This window comes from Acidovorax cavernicola (assembly GCF_003581445.1).
Genome location: NZ_QXMN01000014.1, coordinates 67,267 through 81,887, shown reverse-complemented (window position 1 = coordinate 81,887; position 14,621 = coordinate 67,267). Strand labels below are relative to the sequence as shown.

At 70.4% G+C, this 14,621-nt stretch carries 14 protein-coding genes; 9 read left to right on the top strand and 5 right to left on the bottom strand.

Features of this window, described 5'->3' with window-relative positions; genetic code table 11:
- Positions 1-2: 2 nt before the first annotated feature.
- A complete protein-coding gene (locus tag D3H34_RS13620) occupies positions 3-533 on the bottom strand; it encodes a MarR family winged helix-turn-helix transcriptional regulator (protein WP_119554041.1) in 531 nt (176 codons plus the stop codon).
- Between the two features lie 153 nt (positions 534-686).
- Here D3H34_RS13620 and D3H34_RS13615 point away from each other — a divergent pair, with 153 nt between their 5' ends.
- The 8 genes from D3H34_RS13615 to D3H34_RS13580 all read left to right on the top strand — a co-directional run bounded on the left by D3H34_RS13615 (position 687) and on the right by D3H34_RS13580 (position 8,893).
- Positions 687-2,129 carry an NAD-dependent succinate-semialdehyde dehydrogenase gene (locus tag D3H34_RS13615; protein WP_119554039.1) on the top strand — a complete coding sequence of 481 codons (1,443 nt, stop codon included), beginning with the start codon at positions 687-689 and terminating at the stop codon, positions 2,127-2,129.
- Between the two features lie 31 nt (positions 2,130-2,160).
- On the top strand, positions 2,161-3,540 hold the full coding sequence (locus tag D3H34_RS13610; protein ID WP_119554037.1) for an aminotransferase class III-fold pyridoxal phosphate-dependent enzyme: 1,380 nt from the start codon (positions 2,161-2,163) through the stop codon (positions 3,538-3,540).
- A complete protein-coding gene (locus D3H34_RS13605) occupies positions 3,537-4,784 on the top strand; it encodes a Tm-1-like ATP-binding domain-containing protein (protein WP_119554035.1) in 1,248 nt (415 codons plus the stop codon). Before D3H34_RS13610 ends, D3H34_RS13605 begins: the two co-directional genes overlap by 4 nt.
- Positions 4,781-5,452 (top strand): HAD-IA family hydrolase, encoded by a 672-nt coding sequence (locus D3H34_RS13600; protein WP_119554033.1) that lies wholly within the window; start codon positions 4,781-4,783, stop codon positions 5,450-5,452. Before D3H34_RS13605 ends, D3H34_RS13600 begins: the two co-directional genes overlap by 4 nt.
- Before the next feature lie 11 nt (positions 5,453-5,463).
- Positions 5,464-6,855, top strand: a complete 1,392-nt coding sequence (locus D3H34_RS13595) for a transaminase (RefSeq protein WP_119554031.1) — start codon at positions 5,464-5,466, stop codon at positions 6,853-6,855.
- Entirely contained in the window at positions 6,852-7,646 is a 795-nt protein-coding gene (locus D3H34_RS13590) for an SDR family oxidoreductase (RefSeq protein WP_119554029.1), read from the top strand. The genes D3H34_RS13595 and D3H34_RS13590 overlap by 4 nt, the downstream gene beginning before the upstream one ends.
- Positions 7,643-8,413 carry an SDR family NAD(P)-dependent oxidoreductase gene (locus D3H34_RS13585; protein WP_119554027.1) on the top strand — a complete coding sequence of 257 codons (771 nt, stop codon included), beginning with the start codon at positions 7,643-7,645 and terminating at the stop codon, positions 8,411-8,413. The genes D3H34_RS13590 and D3H34_RS13585 overlap by 4 nt, the downstream gene beginning before the upstream one ends.
- Positions 8,414-8,497: 84 nt before the next feature.
- A complete protein-coding gene (locus D3H34_RS13580; RefSeq protein ID WP_286185694.1) occupies positions 8,498-8,893 on the top strand; it encodes a hypothetical protein in 396 nt (131 codons plus the stop codon).
- Between the two features lie 24 nt (positions 8,894-8,917).
- On the opposite strand, the gene D3H34_RS13575 is transcribed toward D3H34_RS13580, so the two are convergent.
- Both D3H34_RS13575 and D3H34_RS13570 read right to left on the bottom strand, forming a co-directional pair.
- Complete coding sequence (locus D3H34_RS13575; RefSeq protein ID WP_119554023.1) at positions 8,918-10,072, bottom strand: ABC transporter substrate-binding protein; 1,155 nt, start codon at positions 10,070-10,072, stop codon at positions 8,918-8,920.
- A gap of 71 nt (positions 10,073-10,143) precedes the next feature.
- A complete protein-coding gene (locus D3H34_RS13570; RefSeq protein WP_119554021.1) occupies positions 10,144-11,634 on the bottom strand; it encodes a DHA2 family efflux MFS transporter permease subunit in 1,491 nt (496 codons plus the stop codon).
- Positions 11,635-11,766: 132 nt separating this feature from the next.
- On the opposite strand from D3H34_RS13570, the gene D3H34_RS13565 reads away from it, so the two are divergent.
- Entirely contained in the window at positions 11,767-13,083 is a 1,317-nt protein-coding gene (locus tag D3H34_RS13565) for a zinc-binding metallopeptidase family protein (RefSeq protein WP_119554020.1), read from the top strand.
- Here D3H34_RS13565 and D3H34_RS13560 read toward each other — a convergent pair.
- Positions 13,074-13,307, bottom strand: a complete 234-nt coding sequence (locus D3H34_RS13560; RefSeq protein WP_119554018.1) for a cysteine-rich CWC family protein — start codon at positions 13,305-13,307, stop codon at positions 13,074-13,076. The genes D3H34_RS13565 and D3H34_RS13560 overlap by 10 nt on opposite strands.
- Positions 13,304-14,578: a 6-phosphofructokinase gene (locus D3H34_RS13555; RefSeq protein ID WP_205736722.1), complete on the bottom strand. Its 1,275-nt coding sequence runs from the start codon at positions 14,576-14,578 to the stop codon at positions 13,304-13,306. The genes D3H34_RS13560 and D3H34_RS13555 overlap by 4 nt, the downstream gene beginning before the upstream one ends.
- Positions 14,579-14,621 lie beyond the last annotated feature (43 nt).

The following is a 14,621-nucleotide window of genomic DNA, read 5'->3' as shown; positions in this document are numbered from 1 at the left end:
CGCTATTCGAGTTCGCCGCTGGGCTCGAAGCCCGTGGTGCTGTCGAACAGCTTCTGCACGATGGTCTGCAGCACCTGGCGCTCGTCCGCCGTGAGCTGCGAGAAGAGGCGCTGCGCCGTGTCGTGCGCCAGCGGCACCATGTCGCGGTACAGCGCCAAGCCTTCTTCTTCCAGCGACACGATGACCTTGCGGCGGTCGTCGGCCGAGGGGTGCATGTTGGCCAGGCCCAGGTCCACCAGTCGGTGCTGTGCGCGGCTCACGCGGGCCTTGTCCATGCTCGTCTTCTGTGCAATTTCGAGCGCCGACAGCGCACCGTATTTGCCCAGCACCACCACGATGCGCCACTCCGGAATCTGCAGCGAGAAGCGGCTGGCGATCGACTGGCCCACCGTCTGGCTCACGCGGTTGGCGACCACCGAGAGTTGAAAGGGCAGGAAGGTCTCGAGGTCGAAGGCCGGGGCGCTCGCGGCGTTGCTGCGTGCCTTGGGGCTGGCCTTGGCGCTCGGTCGGGAAGGGGTGCGTGAACGGGGCACGGTGAGGTCGTGGCGTGTGGACGTCGTGAAAGAAGATCGGCGCGGACAGTATAGGAAGGCCTTGGCGCATCACGCACGATGCCGCGCGACGTCGCGCGAGGTTTGCCAGTTTTCGATAACGCGGCAAGGGGCTCGCTCCCTATCGTGCAGGGCATGGACTACCCTGAACTCGCACTGCACATCGCCGGCCAATGGCGCACGCAGACCGCCGGCGGCCGCCGCGCGGTCGTCAATCCCGCCACTGAAGAAGTCATCGCACAGCTGCCGCTGGCCGGCCGCGACGAACTCGCCGAAGCGGCCGAGTCCGCGCGCCGCGGCTTCGTGCAGTGGCGCGGCAAGAGCGCGCTGGAGCGCTGCAACATCCTGCGCACCGCCGCGCAGACCATCCGCGCGCAGGCGAAGACCATTGCGCAGGTGCTCACGCTCGAACAGGGCAAGCCGCTGGCCGAGTCGCTGCGCGAGGTCACGCTGTCGGCGGACATCGTCGACTTCCAGGCCGAGGAGGCCAAGCGCTTGTACGGGCGCCTCGTGCCGCCGCGCGTCGAAGGCATCCTTTCGCAGTCGGTGATGCGCCAGCCGGTCGGCCCGGTGGCGGCCTTCACACCGTGGAACTTTCCCGCCAACCTGCCGGCGCGCAAGCTCGCGAGTGCGCTGGCGGCGGGGTGCAGCGTCGTCATCAAGCCGGCGGAAGAAACGCCGGGCACCTGCATGCTGCTGGTGCGCGCCTTTCTCGACGCGGGCGTGCCGCCCGACGCGCTGAACATGGTGTGCGGCGATCCGGCCGAGGTGTCGTCGTTTCTCATCGACCATCCGGCGATCGCCAAGGTGTCGTTCACCGGCTCGGTGGCGGTGGGCAAGTTGCTGGGCGAGCAGGCGGCGCGGCACGTGAAGCGCTTTACTGGTGAGCTGGGCGGCCATGCACCGGTGATCGTCTGTGACGACGCCGACTTTCCCTTCGCGCTCAAGCAATCGCTGGCCGCCAAGTTCCGCAACGCGGGCCAGGTGTGCGCCTCGCCGATCCGCTTCTACGTGCCGCGCCGTCGCTTCGGCGAATGGAGCGAGGCCTTCGTGCAGGCCGCGCGCGCGCTGCGCCTGGGTGATGGTTCTGACCCTGCCACGCAGATGGGCCCGCTCGCGCACGCGCGCCGCATCGAGGACATGCAGCGCTTCGTCGACGACGCCGTGGAGCGCGGCGCGCAGCTGCTGTGCGGCGGCCATCGCGTGCAGCGCCCCGGCTACTTCTTCGAGCCCACCGTGATCGCGAACGCACCGGCCGACAGCCGCGTGATGCGACAGGAGCCCTTCGGCCCCATCGCGGTGCTGCAGCCGTACGACACGCTCGACGAGGCCATCGCACAGGCCAACGCCTTGCCCTACGGCCTGGGCGCCTACGCCTTCACGCGCGACCTGCAGACCGCGCACCGCCTGGGCGATGCGCTGGAGGCCGGCATGGTCGGCATCAATCATTTCGGCGTCTCGCAGCCCGAGATGCCCTTCGGCGGCTGGAAGGAAAGCGGCATCGGCCAGGAGATGGGCGCCGAGGGACTGCTGCACTACACCGAGGTCAAGACCCTCACCGTCGGCGTGCCGTCCTGAGCACACCCATCGAACACTTCCGGAGACCTGCATGACAACGAACGATGCCGCCGCGCTGGCGGCGCTCAAGCAAGACAACGCCCAGTACCTGTGGCACCCCATGGCGCATCCGCAGGCGATGCAAAAGAGCAAGCCCGACATCATTGCGCGCGGCCAGGGCTGCTGGATCTGGGATGTCGACGGCCACAAGATGCTCGACGGTGTCGGTGGCCTGTGGGCCGCGAACCTGGGCCACAGCAACAAGCCGGTGCGCGACGCCATCGTCGCGCAGCTGGACGAGCTGCCCTTCTACAACGTGTTCCGCGGCACCACGCACCCGCGTGCCATCGAGCTGTCGGCGCGCCTGGTCAAGACCATGGAGCCCGACGACGTGGCGGCGGTGTTCTTCAGCAACGGCGGCTCCGACGCGGTCGAAGGCGCGCTCAAGCTCGCGCGCCAGTACTGGAAGCTCAAGGGCCAGGCCGACCGCCACAAGTTCATCGCGCTGCGCCAGGGTTACCACGGCGTGCACTTCGGCGGCATGAGTGTCAACGGCAACCTGAACTTCCGCCGTGCCTACGAGCCGTTGCTGCCGGGCTGCTTCCATGTCGACACGCCGTGGCTCTACCGCAATCCCTACACGCAGGACCCGGAAGAGCTGGGCGAGATCTGCGCCACGCTGCTGGAGCGCGAGATCCAGTTCCAGGGGCCCGACACCGTGGCCGCCTTCATCGCCGAGCCGATCCAGGGCGCGGGCGGCGTGATCGTGCCGCCGCCCAACTACTGGCCGCGCGTGCGCGAGATTTGCGACAAGTACGGCGTGCTGCTCATCGCCGACGAGGTCGTCACCGGCTTCGGCCGTGGCGGCGCGATGTTCGGCACGCGGCTGTGGAACGTGAAGGCCGACCTGTGGTGCCTGGCCAAAGGTATCTCGTCGGGCTACGTGCCGCTGGGCGCGACCGCCATCGGCAACAAGGTGGCCGAGGTCTTCCTCAACGATCCGACGGGCCAGGCCGCGGTGGGCCACGGCTACACCTACAGCGCGCACCCGGTGGCGGCCGCCGCCGCACTCGCCACGCTGGACCAGATCGAGGCGCTGGACGTGCCCGGCAACGCGGCGCGCGTGGGCGCGCATTTCCAGGCGCGCGTGCGGCCCTTCGTCGACAAGTTCAGCTTCGTCGGCGACGTGCGCGGAATGGGCCTCATGCTGGGCATCGAGATGGTGGCCGACAAGGCCACGCGCACCACGCTGCCGCGCGGCAACCCGATCGCCGCGAAGGTGGCGCAGGCGGCCTACCGGCGCGGGCTGATGGTGCGCATCTCGGGGCCGAACCTGATCCTCTCGCCGCCGCTGGTCATCACGCGCGAGGAGGTGGACTTCATGGTCGACGCGCTCGAAGGCGCGTTCTCCGACGTGGAAGCGACGCTGTGAGTTCGTCACCCACGATCCTGCTGATCGGCACCGCCGACACCAAGAGCGCCGAGCTGCTGTTCATGCGCGAGTGCATCGAGGCCGGTGGCGGCCGTGTCGTCGTGATGGACGTGGGCGTGCTCGACGGCGCGCCCTTCACGCCCGACATTCCCAACACCGAGGTGGCCGCGGCGGCCGGCAAGACCGTCGCCGAAGTGGCGGCCAGCGGCGACGAGAACAGCGCCATGACGCTGATGGCACGCGGCGCCGCGAAGCTGGCCGCGCGCTGGCAGGCCGAGGGCCGCATCGACGGCCTGCTCGCGCTGGGCGGCACCATGGGCACCGACCTGGCGCTCGACGTGGCGCAGGCGCTGCCGCTGGGCGTGCCGAAGGTGCTGGTGTCGACCATCGCCTACTCGCACCTGCTGCCGCCCGAGCGCATTCCGCCCGACCTCATCATGGTGCTGTGGGCCGGCGGGCTCTACGGCCTCAACAGCCTGTGCCGCTCGGCCCTGAGCCAGGCGGCCGGCGCGGTGCTCGGCGCCTGCCGCCAGGCCCGCGCGCCGGCCTTCGAGAAGCCGCTGGTGGGCATGACCTCGCTGGGCTCCAGCGCGCTCACCTACATGAAGACGCTCAAGCCCGCGCTCGAAGCGCGTGGCTACGAAGTCGCCGTGTTCCACACCACCGGCATGGGCGGACGCGCCTTCGAGGCGTTGGCCGCCGAAGGGCGCTTTTGCGCGGTGATGGACTTCAGCCTGCAGGAGCTGGCCAACCAGCTCGGCGGCTCGTGCGTGACGGCCGGGCCCGACCGCCTGCTCGGCGCCGGCCGCGCGGGCACGCCGCAGATCGTCGCGCCCGGTGCCATCGACATGCTCGACTACCCCGCCTGGCAGTCCACGCCCGACGGCCTGGAAGGCCGGCCCGCGCACATCCACAACCGGCTGCTGGCGTCCGCGCTGAGCGCGCCGTCCTTCCGCCGCGGTGTGGCCGCCGAGATCGCGCGCCGCCTCGCACGCGCCGAGGGCGCCGCCTGCCTGCTGATGCCGCTGCAGGGCATCGAAGGCTGGGACCGCCCCGGCGAGCCGCTGCACGATCCCGAAGGCCTCGCGGCCTTCACCGAGGCGCTGCGCGGCAGCGTCGAACCCGCCACGCGGCTGGTCGAGCTGGACGCGCACATCAACGACGGCGCCTTCTGCGACGCCGCACTGCAGGTGTTCGACGCCTGGGTGGCCGACGGCACCGTGCCCGCAGGGAGACCCGCATGACCCACGACACGCAAGCCCTCGTGCTCGACTTCGGCGGCGTCATCAGCCGCACCTTGTTCGAGACCCATGCGCTCACCGAAGAGGCGCTGTCGCTGCCACGCGGCACGCTGACCTGGCGCGGCCCCTTCGACCTCGCGAGCGACCCGCTGTGGCGCGACATGCAGGCCGACAAGCTCTCGGAGCGCGACTACTGGATGGCGCGCACGCGCGAGGTCGGCGCGCTCGTCGGCGAGCGCTGGGAAAAGATGGAGACGTTCGTGCAGCGCGCGCGCGGCGCCGACCCCGAAGCCGCCATCCGCCCCGAGGCGCTCGCGGCCATCGAGGCGGCACGGCGCGCCGGCTGCCGCCTCGCCATCCTGTCGAACGAGCTCGACCTGTTCTACGGCGCCGACTTCCGCAAGCGCCTGCCCTTCATGAGCGCCTTCGACGTGGTGGTGGACGCCACGCACACCGGCATCCTCAAACCCGATGCGCGCGCCTACCAGCAGTGCCTGGACCAGCTCGGCCTGCCGGCCGACGCCTGCGTGTTCGTCGACGACCAGCTGCGCAACATCGCCGGCGCGCAACGCGTGGGCCTGCGCACCGTGCACTTCGACGTGATGCATCCGGGCGCGAGCTATGCGCAGGCCCTCTCGATGCTGGGCGTTTCTTCTTCTCTTTCTTCCTGACCGAGTTCCCGATGACCCCGACCTTCGAACCCACCGTGCCGCGCGAGCGCGTGCAGGCCCTGATGCAGGCCGAACAGGAGCGCTACGCGCGCACCCATGCGCGCAGCGGCGAACGCTTCGCGCAGGGCCAGCAGGCCTGGCTCTACGGTGCGCCTTCGCACTGGATGCGCCGCTGGATCGGCGGCTGGCCGCTGTACGTGCAGGACGCGCAGCTGCCCTACGGCGCGCGCTTCGTCGACGTGGACGGCAACGGCTATGCCGACTTCTGCCTGGGCGACACCGGCGGCATGTGCGGCCACGGCCACCCGGCCGTGGTCGAGGCGCTGACGCGGCAGGCGCGCGTGGGCAGCTCGCTGATGCTGCCCACCGACGACGCGGCCTGGGTCGGCGAAGAACTGTCGCGCCGCTTCGGCCTGCCGTACTGGAACCTCACGACCTCGGCCTCGGATGCCAACCGCGCCTGCATCCGCCTGGCGCGCATGGTCACCGGCCGGCCGCGCGTGCTGGTGTTCTCGGGCTGCTACCACGGCTCGGTGGAAGAGGCGCATGTGGAGCTGCGCGACGGCGCCATCGCGATGCGCAACGACATCCACCCCAACGGCTTTCCGCACGACCGGCTTTCGGCCGTGGTCGAGTTCAACGACGTGCCCGCGCTGGAGCGCGCGCTGCGCGCGGGCGACGTGGCCTGCGTGCTGGCCGAGCCGGCCATGACCAACTACGGAATGATCGCGCCCGCGCCGGGCTTTCACGACGCGCTGCGCCGCCTCACGCGCGAGACCGGCACGCTGCTCGTCATCGACGAGACGCACACCATCTCCAGCGGCCCCGGCGGCTACACGCGCGAGCATGGGCTCGAGCCCGACATGTTCGTGATCGGCAAGGCCATCGCCGGCGGCATTCCCGCCGCCGCCTTCGGCCTCAGCGCCGAGACCGCCGAGCGTGTCTGGCAGGTGCTGCCCAAGCTGCATCCGACCAAGCGCCAGTCGGCGCACGCCGGTTTCGGTGGCACGCTGGCCGGCAACGCGCTCACCGTGGCCGTGATGCGCGCGGTGCTCTCGCAGGTGCTCACGCCCGAAGCCTTCGATCGCATGCTGGTGCTCGCGCGGCGCCTGGCCGAAGGCGTCAACGCCCGCATCGCCGCCGCAGGATTGCCCTGGCACGCGACGCAGGTCGGCGCGCGCGTGGAAACGCTGTTCTGCGCCGACGCGCCGCGCAACGCGAGCGACGTGCGCCGCACGCGCGACGGCGAACTCGAAGCGCTGCTGCACCTGTACATGATGAACCGCGGCGTGCTCATCACGCCCTTCCACAACATGATGCTGTGCTGCCCCGGCACCACCGAACGCGAGGTCGACGAGCACAACGCGGCCTTCGCCGAGTTCGTGCGGGAGTGCAAGGGATGAGCACGCCGGACCTCTTCGGCCTGCAGGGCAAGGTGGCGCTGGTCACCGGCGGCGGGCGCGGCATCGGCGCAGCGATCGCGCAGGTGTTCGCGGAGGCAGGCGCTTCGGTGCTCATCGCCAACCGCACCGGCAGCGCGGGCGAAGCCGTGGCGGCAGACCTTTGTGCACGCGGTTTCGCGGCGCAGGCACTGGCCTGCGACATCGGCCGGCGCGACGAGGCCGAGCGTGCGGTGGCCGAGGCGGTGCGCGTGTTCGGCGCGCTCGACATCGTGGTCCACAACGCGGCCGTCAACCCGTGGGCCGCGATCGACGCGATGACCGACGAGCAGCTCGAACACACGCTGGCCGTGAACCTCAAGGCCTGCTTCTGGCTCACGCAGGCGGCAGTGCCGCACCTGCGCGCGCGCGGCGGCGGGCGGCTGCTGGTCACCTCGTCGGTGACGGGTCCGCGCGTGGCCATGCCGGGCAGCGCGCACTACGCGGCCAGCAAGGCGGGCGTGAACGGCTTCATCCGCACGGCGGCGCTGGAGTACGCGCGCGAAGGCATCACCGTCAACGGCGTGGAGCCGGGCTACATCGCCAAGCAGGGCGGCTCGCTGCTGTCCGATCCGGCGAAGGCCGCGCGCATCGCGCGCCACATCCCGGCCGGCGAGCTGGGCCGGCCCGAGGACATCGCGCTCGCGATGCGCTTCCTGGCGAGCCCGGCGGCACGCTACATCACGGGGCAGACGATCGTGGTCGATGGCGGTTCGACGCTGCCTGAGAGCCCGTTCTTCGCGGAGCAGAAATGACCGCGCGCCTGCAGGGCAAGGCCTGCCTGATCGTCGGCGCGGCGAGCGGCATCGGCGCCGCCGTGGCCGCGCGCTTCGCAGCCGAGGGCGCGCGCGTCGCGGTCGCCGGCTGGCCGCGTCCGCGACCGGTGGCCGACGGCCCGGCCTTCGACTGCGACGTGACCGACGACACTGCCGTGCGCACCACCGTCACGGCAGTGCAGGCCGCCTTCGGCCGCATCGACGTGCTGGTGAACTGCGCCGGCATCGTGCGTACCGACGACGCGGCCGACATCGACGACGGCGACTGGCAGCGGCTGCACGAGGTCAACCTCGGCGGCACCATGCGCTGCCAGCGCGCGGTGCTGCCGCTGATGGTGGCGCAGGGCGGCGGCGCCATCGTCAACATCGCCTCGGTCGCGGCTTTCAACGCCGGCGCGGGCATGGCGAGCTACGCGGCCAGCAAGGCCGGCGTGGTCGCGCTCACGCGCTCGGCCGCGCAGGCCTACGGCCCGCAGGGTGTGCGCGTGAACGCGCTGTGCCCCGGCTGGGTCGACACGCCCATGAGCCGCCAGGAGATGCGCGACCTGGCCGCCGAACGCGGCATCGACGAAGACGCCGCGCGCGCCCAGACCGTGGCGCGCATCGCGCTGGGCCGCATGGCCACGCCCGAGGAAATGGCCGCCGTCTGTCTGTTCCTGGCCAGCGACGACGCCTCGTTCGTGACCGGCGCGGCGCTGGTGGCCGACGGCGGGGCGCGGGTGCCGGCCGCTGCGCGCGCCGTGTAAGCGCCGAGAGACGCAACGCCCTTGCGGGCGTATGCTGGCGCGCCGCGGAGGGTTTTCAAGATGCTTCCCATCGTCGTTGCGCTCATGGCGACCGTCGTCCTGCTGGTCTGGATGGGGTTCTTCATGATGGGCTCGCTGCCCTTGCTCGTGCTCTCGCACGACACCCCGCTGGATTCGCGCTTCATCCGGGGGCTGTTCAACGTCTACTACGTGGCCGTGGTGCTGACGGCCGGCGCGGCGGCGCTCAGCTATGCGTGGTGCGGCAGGCCTTTCTTCGCGGTCGGCATGGGGTTCATTGCCGGGCTGGCATTCGCGCTGCGCCGCTGGCTCATCATTCCGCGCATGGACGTGCTGCGCCAGACGATCCCCGCGACCGTCACGTCGATCGCCCGGTTCCGCAAGCTGCACATCGCCGGGATGGTGCTCAACGTGATGCAACTGGGCACGGTGGCCTGGGCGTTGACGCGGCTGGGGTTGTGAGCAGACCCGGCCCTCGCGACCGGTCTACCGCAGGAACCGCCCTTCCTTCGTCACCCGCACCATCTCGATGAAGCGCGAGCCCGTGTTGCTGGCGCCGGTGAAGTCGATTTCCATGTTGCCGATGCGCAGCTTCATCGCCTTCAGCGTGGCGTGCAGGCGAGCGCGCGTGAGGTCGCGGCCGGTGCGGCGCAGGGCCTCGATCATCACGAGCGCGTTCACGTAGCCTTCGTAGCTGAGGTAGCCGATGTCGACCTTGGCGCGCTCGGCCAGCTGGCGGTATTCGCGTGCGGTGGCGTCGACCTCGCTCCAGGGATAGGGCACGATCTGCGAGATGGCCAGGCCGCTGGTCCTGTCGCCCACGAGCTTCGCCGTGACGTCGCCCGGCACGATGGACATGCCGTAGAACATCTGGCGTCCGCCGGCGGTCCATGCGCTCTTCATCACCTCGCCGCCGATGCCGCCGCCCAGGTACATGAGCACGGCCTGCGCCTGGCTGTCGGCCAGCGCCTTGCCGGCGGCCTCGTTGGTCGTGCCGTCGCCCTTCACGGGCACGGCCGCCACGGGCTTGAGCTTGAGCGCGTCGAGCGCCGCCTCGACCAGTCGCGCCACTTCGGCGCCGCCGGGGTTGTCCAGGTAGGCCACGGCGATGCGCGAGACGCCGATGGTCGTCAGGTGCTGCACCAGCGCCTGCGCCTCGCGCGCGAAGGTGGCGCGCACGAAGTAGCCGGCGCCGCCGGCCTTCTCGCGCGCCGAGTCCGACACCGCGTAGCCACCCACCATCGGCGCGCCGCTCTGGTTCAGCACCTTGGCCGCGGCGGCCGTGGTGCCCGAGCCCACGCAGCCGAAGAAGGCGAAGGCCCGGTGCTCGGCCAGCAGCTTCTCGTAGTTGGCGACGGCCTTCTCGGGCTTGAGTTCGTCGTCGAGCGAGACCAGCCTGACCTTGCGGCCCGACAGCCCGCCCTGCGCATTGAGCGCGTCGAAGGCCAGCCCGGCGCCGGCCATCACGACCTTGATCGGCGCGCCCAGCGGGCCGCTCAGGATGCCGGTGTGACCGAGGACGATCTCGCCGTCGCTGACGCCGTTCTCGGCGGCCATGGCGGAAGAAGAAAGCAAGGGGGAAAGAGGGCCGAGTCCGGCCGTCGTCGCGGCCGAGGCGGCGAGAAAACGTCTGCGATGCATGGAACCGATTCCGCTTTTAGATACAGCTGATAACAATTGAAAGCGAAACCGTCTTCCCGCGCCGCCGGGGTTTACCCCCTGTGTTGCGCCGTTTCCTCGTCGGGTTTCTCGCGCAGCTGCCAGGCCGCGCAGACGGCCAGCGCGCACAGGCCGGCCAGCATCAGGAACACCTCGTCGAAGGCGGCCAGCCGCGCCGGGGTGCTCACCGCATTGGTGAGCGAGTCGCCGTGCGCCGCCAGGCGCCATTCGAGAATGATGGCGCACAGGCTCACGCCGACCGCACCGCCGAGCATGCGCACGAAGCTGATGGCGCTCGCGCCTTGCGGGATCAGCGGCTTGGCCAGCGGGCGCATCGACCCCAGGTTGAGCGAGGGCAGGATGAAGCCCAGCCCGATGCGCCCGACGATCGCGAACATCACCAGCAGCCACAGCGGGCTGTCCAGCCGCAGCACGGCCATGAGCGCGAACGACACCGCCAGCAGCGCCAGGCCGATGCTCACGAGCAGCCAGGTCGGCTGCTTGTCGGCCAGCCGACCCACGCCCGCGATGGTGAAGGCCAGCACGATGCCGGCCGGCAGCAGCGTCGTGCCCACGTGCGAGGCCGACAGGTGCAGGCCCACCTGCATGTACACCGGCAGCAGGTAGGTCGAGCCGAACAGCGCGGTGCCGTAGATGAAGGCGACCAGGCTGCCCATCGCGAACTGGCGGTAGCGAAAGAGCGCCAGGTTCATGAGCGGCGCGCCGCCCGAGGCCGTGAGCCGGCGCTGCCACCATACGAAGGCGGCAAAGGCCACGAGCGCGCCGGTCAGCAGCAGCGCGGCCTGCAGCGGCGAATCGCCGCGCAGCTCGACCAGCCCGTTCAGCAGGCACAGCGTGCCCACGGTGCCCAGCGCCAGCCCGCGCGCGTCGAGCCCGCTGCCGCGCGTCGCGGCCACGCCGCCGGGCGCGGTCTTGGGCACGAACTTGTAGGCCAGCCAGATCGAGGCCAGGCAGAACGGCACCACCATGAAGAAGATCGAGCGCCAGCCGAACAGGTCGACCAGCACGCCGCCGATGCTCGGCCCGATGGCCGGCGCCAGCACCACGCCCATGCCGAAGATGCCGCTGGCGCGGCCCTGCTCGTGCGGCTCGAAGGCGCGCAGGATGATGATGGCCGGAATGGGCTGCACCACGCCCGCCGCCAGCCCCTCGGCCACGCGCGCCAGCAGCACCAGCGGGTAGAGGTTGGCCACGCCGCCGACGATGCCGCCGGCCAGCAGCAGGAGCATCGTGCCCACGTAGGTGCGCCGGTAGCCGTAGCGCGACAGCAGCCAGGGCGTGGTGAGCATCGACACCGTCATCGCCACCATGAAGCCCGAGCTGACCCATTGCGCGCGCTCCTGGCCCAGCGCGAAGTGGTGGCTCATGTCGGGAATCGCCACGTTGACGATGGTCGAGGACATGATGGACGCCATCGTCCCCACCATGACCGACAGCAGCAGGTACCAGCGGTAGCGCTCGCCGTAGCGGGCGCGCAGGACACCCATGGAGGGCGGGGTGTCGGGTGTTTGTGGGGAGGTCATGGGGCGGCGCAGGGACGGTCGCGGGTCCGTCGTCCTACAAGCATATCGGGTGTTGGCGCGGCCCACGGCACGCGGGCCGGTCGCACAATGCGGCGGCTGTCCCCTGCGCGTCAAGCTTCAGAAGAACGACCCATGACTCCATCGACCCCTGATTCCGTCCCTGAACTGCCCGTGCCGGCCGATGCGGCGGGGTCGGATGTCGCCCCCACGCTCGCCGCCGAACTGGCCGCGCCCACCGTCAGCCGCGCCTACCGCTGCCAGTGCGGACGGCCCGTGTTCCTGCGCAACAGCGAATGCCTGGCCTGCCACACGCCGCTGGGCTATGTGATCGATCGTCTCGGCGTCATGCCGCTGGCGCCGGCCGACGGAGGGGGCGCCTTGCCCGACACCTTCACCGTCTTCGGCGACCCGCACGGCACCACCTACCGCCGCTGCGCCAACCTCATGACGCCGGCCGCCTGCAACTGGATGGTGGCGACACCGCGCGAAGGCGAGACGATTCCCGCCGACACGCAGGGCCTGGCGCCCGGCTATTGCCTGGCCTGCAGCGTCACGCGCACCATTCCCGACCTGTCGGTGGAGGCCAACGGCGAGCTCTGGCGCAAGCTCGAGATGGCCAAGCGCCGGCTGATCTCGCAGCTGCTCGCACTCGGCCTGCCCGTGGTGAGCCGCCATGCCGACCCGGTGCACGGGCTGGCCTTCGACTTCCTCGGCAACATGCCGGGCGCCCCGCACGTGATGACGGGCCACGAGCACGGCGTGATCACCCTCAACGCCGAAGAGGCCGAGGATGCCGTGCGCGAGCGCATCCGCGCCGAGATGCGCGAGCCCTACCGCACGCTGCTGGGCCACTTCCGCCACGAGATCGGCCACTACTACTGGGACCTGCTGGTGCTGCCCACGCCGTGGATCGACGACTTCCGCGCGCTCTTCGGCGACGACCGCGCCGACTACGGCGCCGCGCTGCAGCAGCACTACGAGCAGGGCCCGCCGCCCGACTGGGCGCAGCGCTTCGTCAGCAGCTACGCCAGCATGCATCCTTGGGAAGACTGGGCCGAGACTTGGGCCCACTACCTGCACATGGCCGACACCGCCGACACGGCGATGAGCTTCGGCATCGACGCGAGCAATGTCGAACTCACGAGCGACCTCTTCACCGCCGCCGACCTGTGGCAGCCCGTGCATCCCGACGCCGCGAAGTTTCTCGACTTCATCAACGGCTGGGTGCGACTGACCAGCATGCTCAACGAGCTGTCACGCAGCATGGGCCAACCCGACTACTACCCCTTCGTGCTGCCGCGCGCGGCGGTGGGCAAGCTGCAGTTCATCCACGGTGTGGTCACCGCGCAGCGCGGCGGCACGGCGCCGACGATGGTGACGGCGGGGGATGTGGCGGAGCCTGCGCCTGCACAAGTGCAGTCGCAGGCTCAGGACAACGCTCAGTCCTGAGGCGGCGGCGTTCCTGCGGCGCAGCGCGCGCAGATGCAGGCCTGCCCGCGCAAGGCGGGCGGCAGCGTGTCGAGCGGCGCCAGGGAGAAATCGGCGGCCATGCACCAGCAGGGCGGCTGCGCCTGCCCGGTCTCGCGTTCAACTTCCATCGCGCAGCGGTTCGCTTCGCCGCACAGTGGGCAGCGCGTGGCGTCGAGGACGGTGGGTGCGACTGCAGTGGTCATGCGAGCGCGAAGGCCGGCAGCTTCTTCGGCACCGCCACGTTGCGCAGCGTCGCGTACACCGGCAGGCCATCCTTGTAGGCGGGGTAGTCCTCGCCCGCGATCAGCGGCAGCAGGTAGCGGCGGCACTTCTCGGTGATGCCGTAGCCGTCGTCCGAGATGAAATCGCGCGGCATCGGCTTCTCGACATTCGCGACCGATTCCAGCGGCGCCGCGCCGAGCGTGTACGCATAGGGCACGTCGCTGGTGCGTTCGATGGTCGGCATCACCGCGTTGCGGCCTTCGAGCGCCAGCTCGACCGCGCGCTGGCCCAGCTCGTAGGCCTGCTTCACGTCGGTGGCCGAGGCGATGTGCCGCGCCGCGCGCTGCAGGTAATCGGCCACGGCCCAGTGGAACTTGTGGCCCAGCGCTTCCTTCACCATCTGAGCCACCACCGGCGCCGCGCCGCCGAGCTGCGCATGGCCGAAGGCGTCGCGCGCGCCCTGCTCGGCCAGGAAGGTGCCGTCGGGATGGTGGCAACCTTCGGACACCACCACCGAACAGTAGCCGTGTTGCTGCACCAGCGCATCGACCCGCGCCAGGAAGCGGGCCGCATCGAATTCGATCTCGGGGAACAGCACCACCACCGGAATGCCATGGTCGGCGACCAGCCCGCCGGCTGCGGCGATCCAGCCCGCGTGGCGGCCCATCACCTCGAGCACGAACACCTTGGTGGAGGTGGCGGCCATGGAGCGCACATCGAACGAGGCCTCGAGCGTGGACACCGCCACGTACTTTGCGACCGAGCCGAAGCCGGGGCAGCAGTCGGTCAGCGGCAAGTCGTTGTCGATGGTCTTGGGTACGTGGATGGCCTGCAGCGGGTAGCCCATCGACTGCGAGAGCTGGCTCACCTTGAAGCAGGTGTCGGCCGAGTCGCCGCCGCCGTTGTAGAAGAAATAGCCGATGCCGTGCGCCTTGAACACCTCGATCAGCCGCTCGTACTCGCGCTGATTCTTCTCGAGCGACTTGAGCTTGTAGCGGCACGAGCCGAACGCGCCCGAGGGCGTGCTGCGCAGCGCGGCGATGGCCTCGGCCGGCTCGGTGCTGGTGTCGATGAGGTCCTCGGTGAGCGCGCCGATGATGCCGTTGCGCCCCGCGTAGAGCGTGCCGATGCGGTCCGGGTGCTTGCGTGCCGTTTCGATCACGCCGCAGGCCGAGGCGTTGATGACCGAGGTGACGCCGCCCGACTGGGCGTAGAAGGCATTGAGGGCGTGGGGGGTGGGCATGCGCGGCATTGTCCTGCAGCCCTTCCCATGGCGCCAGTAGTGGCGAATGTGC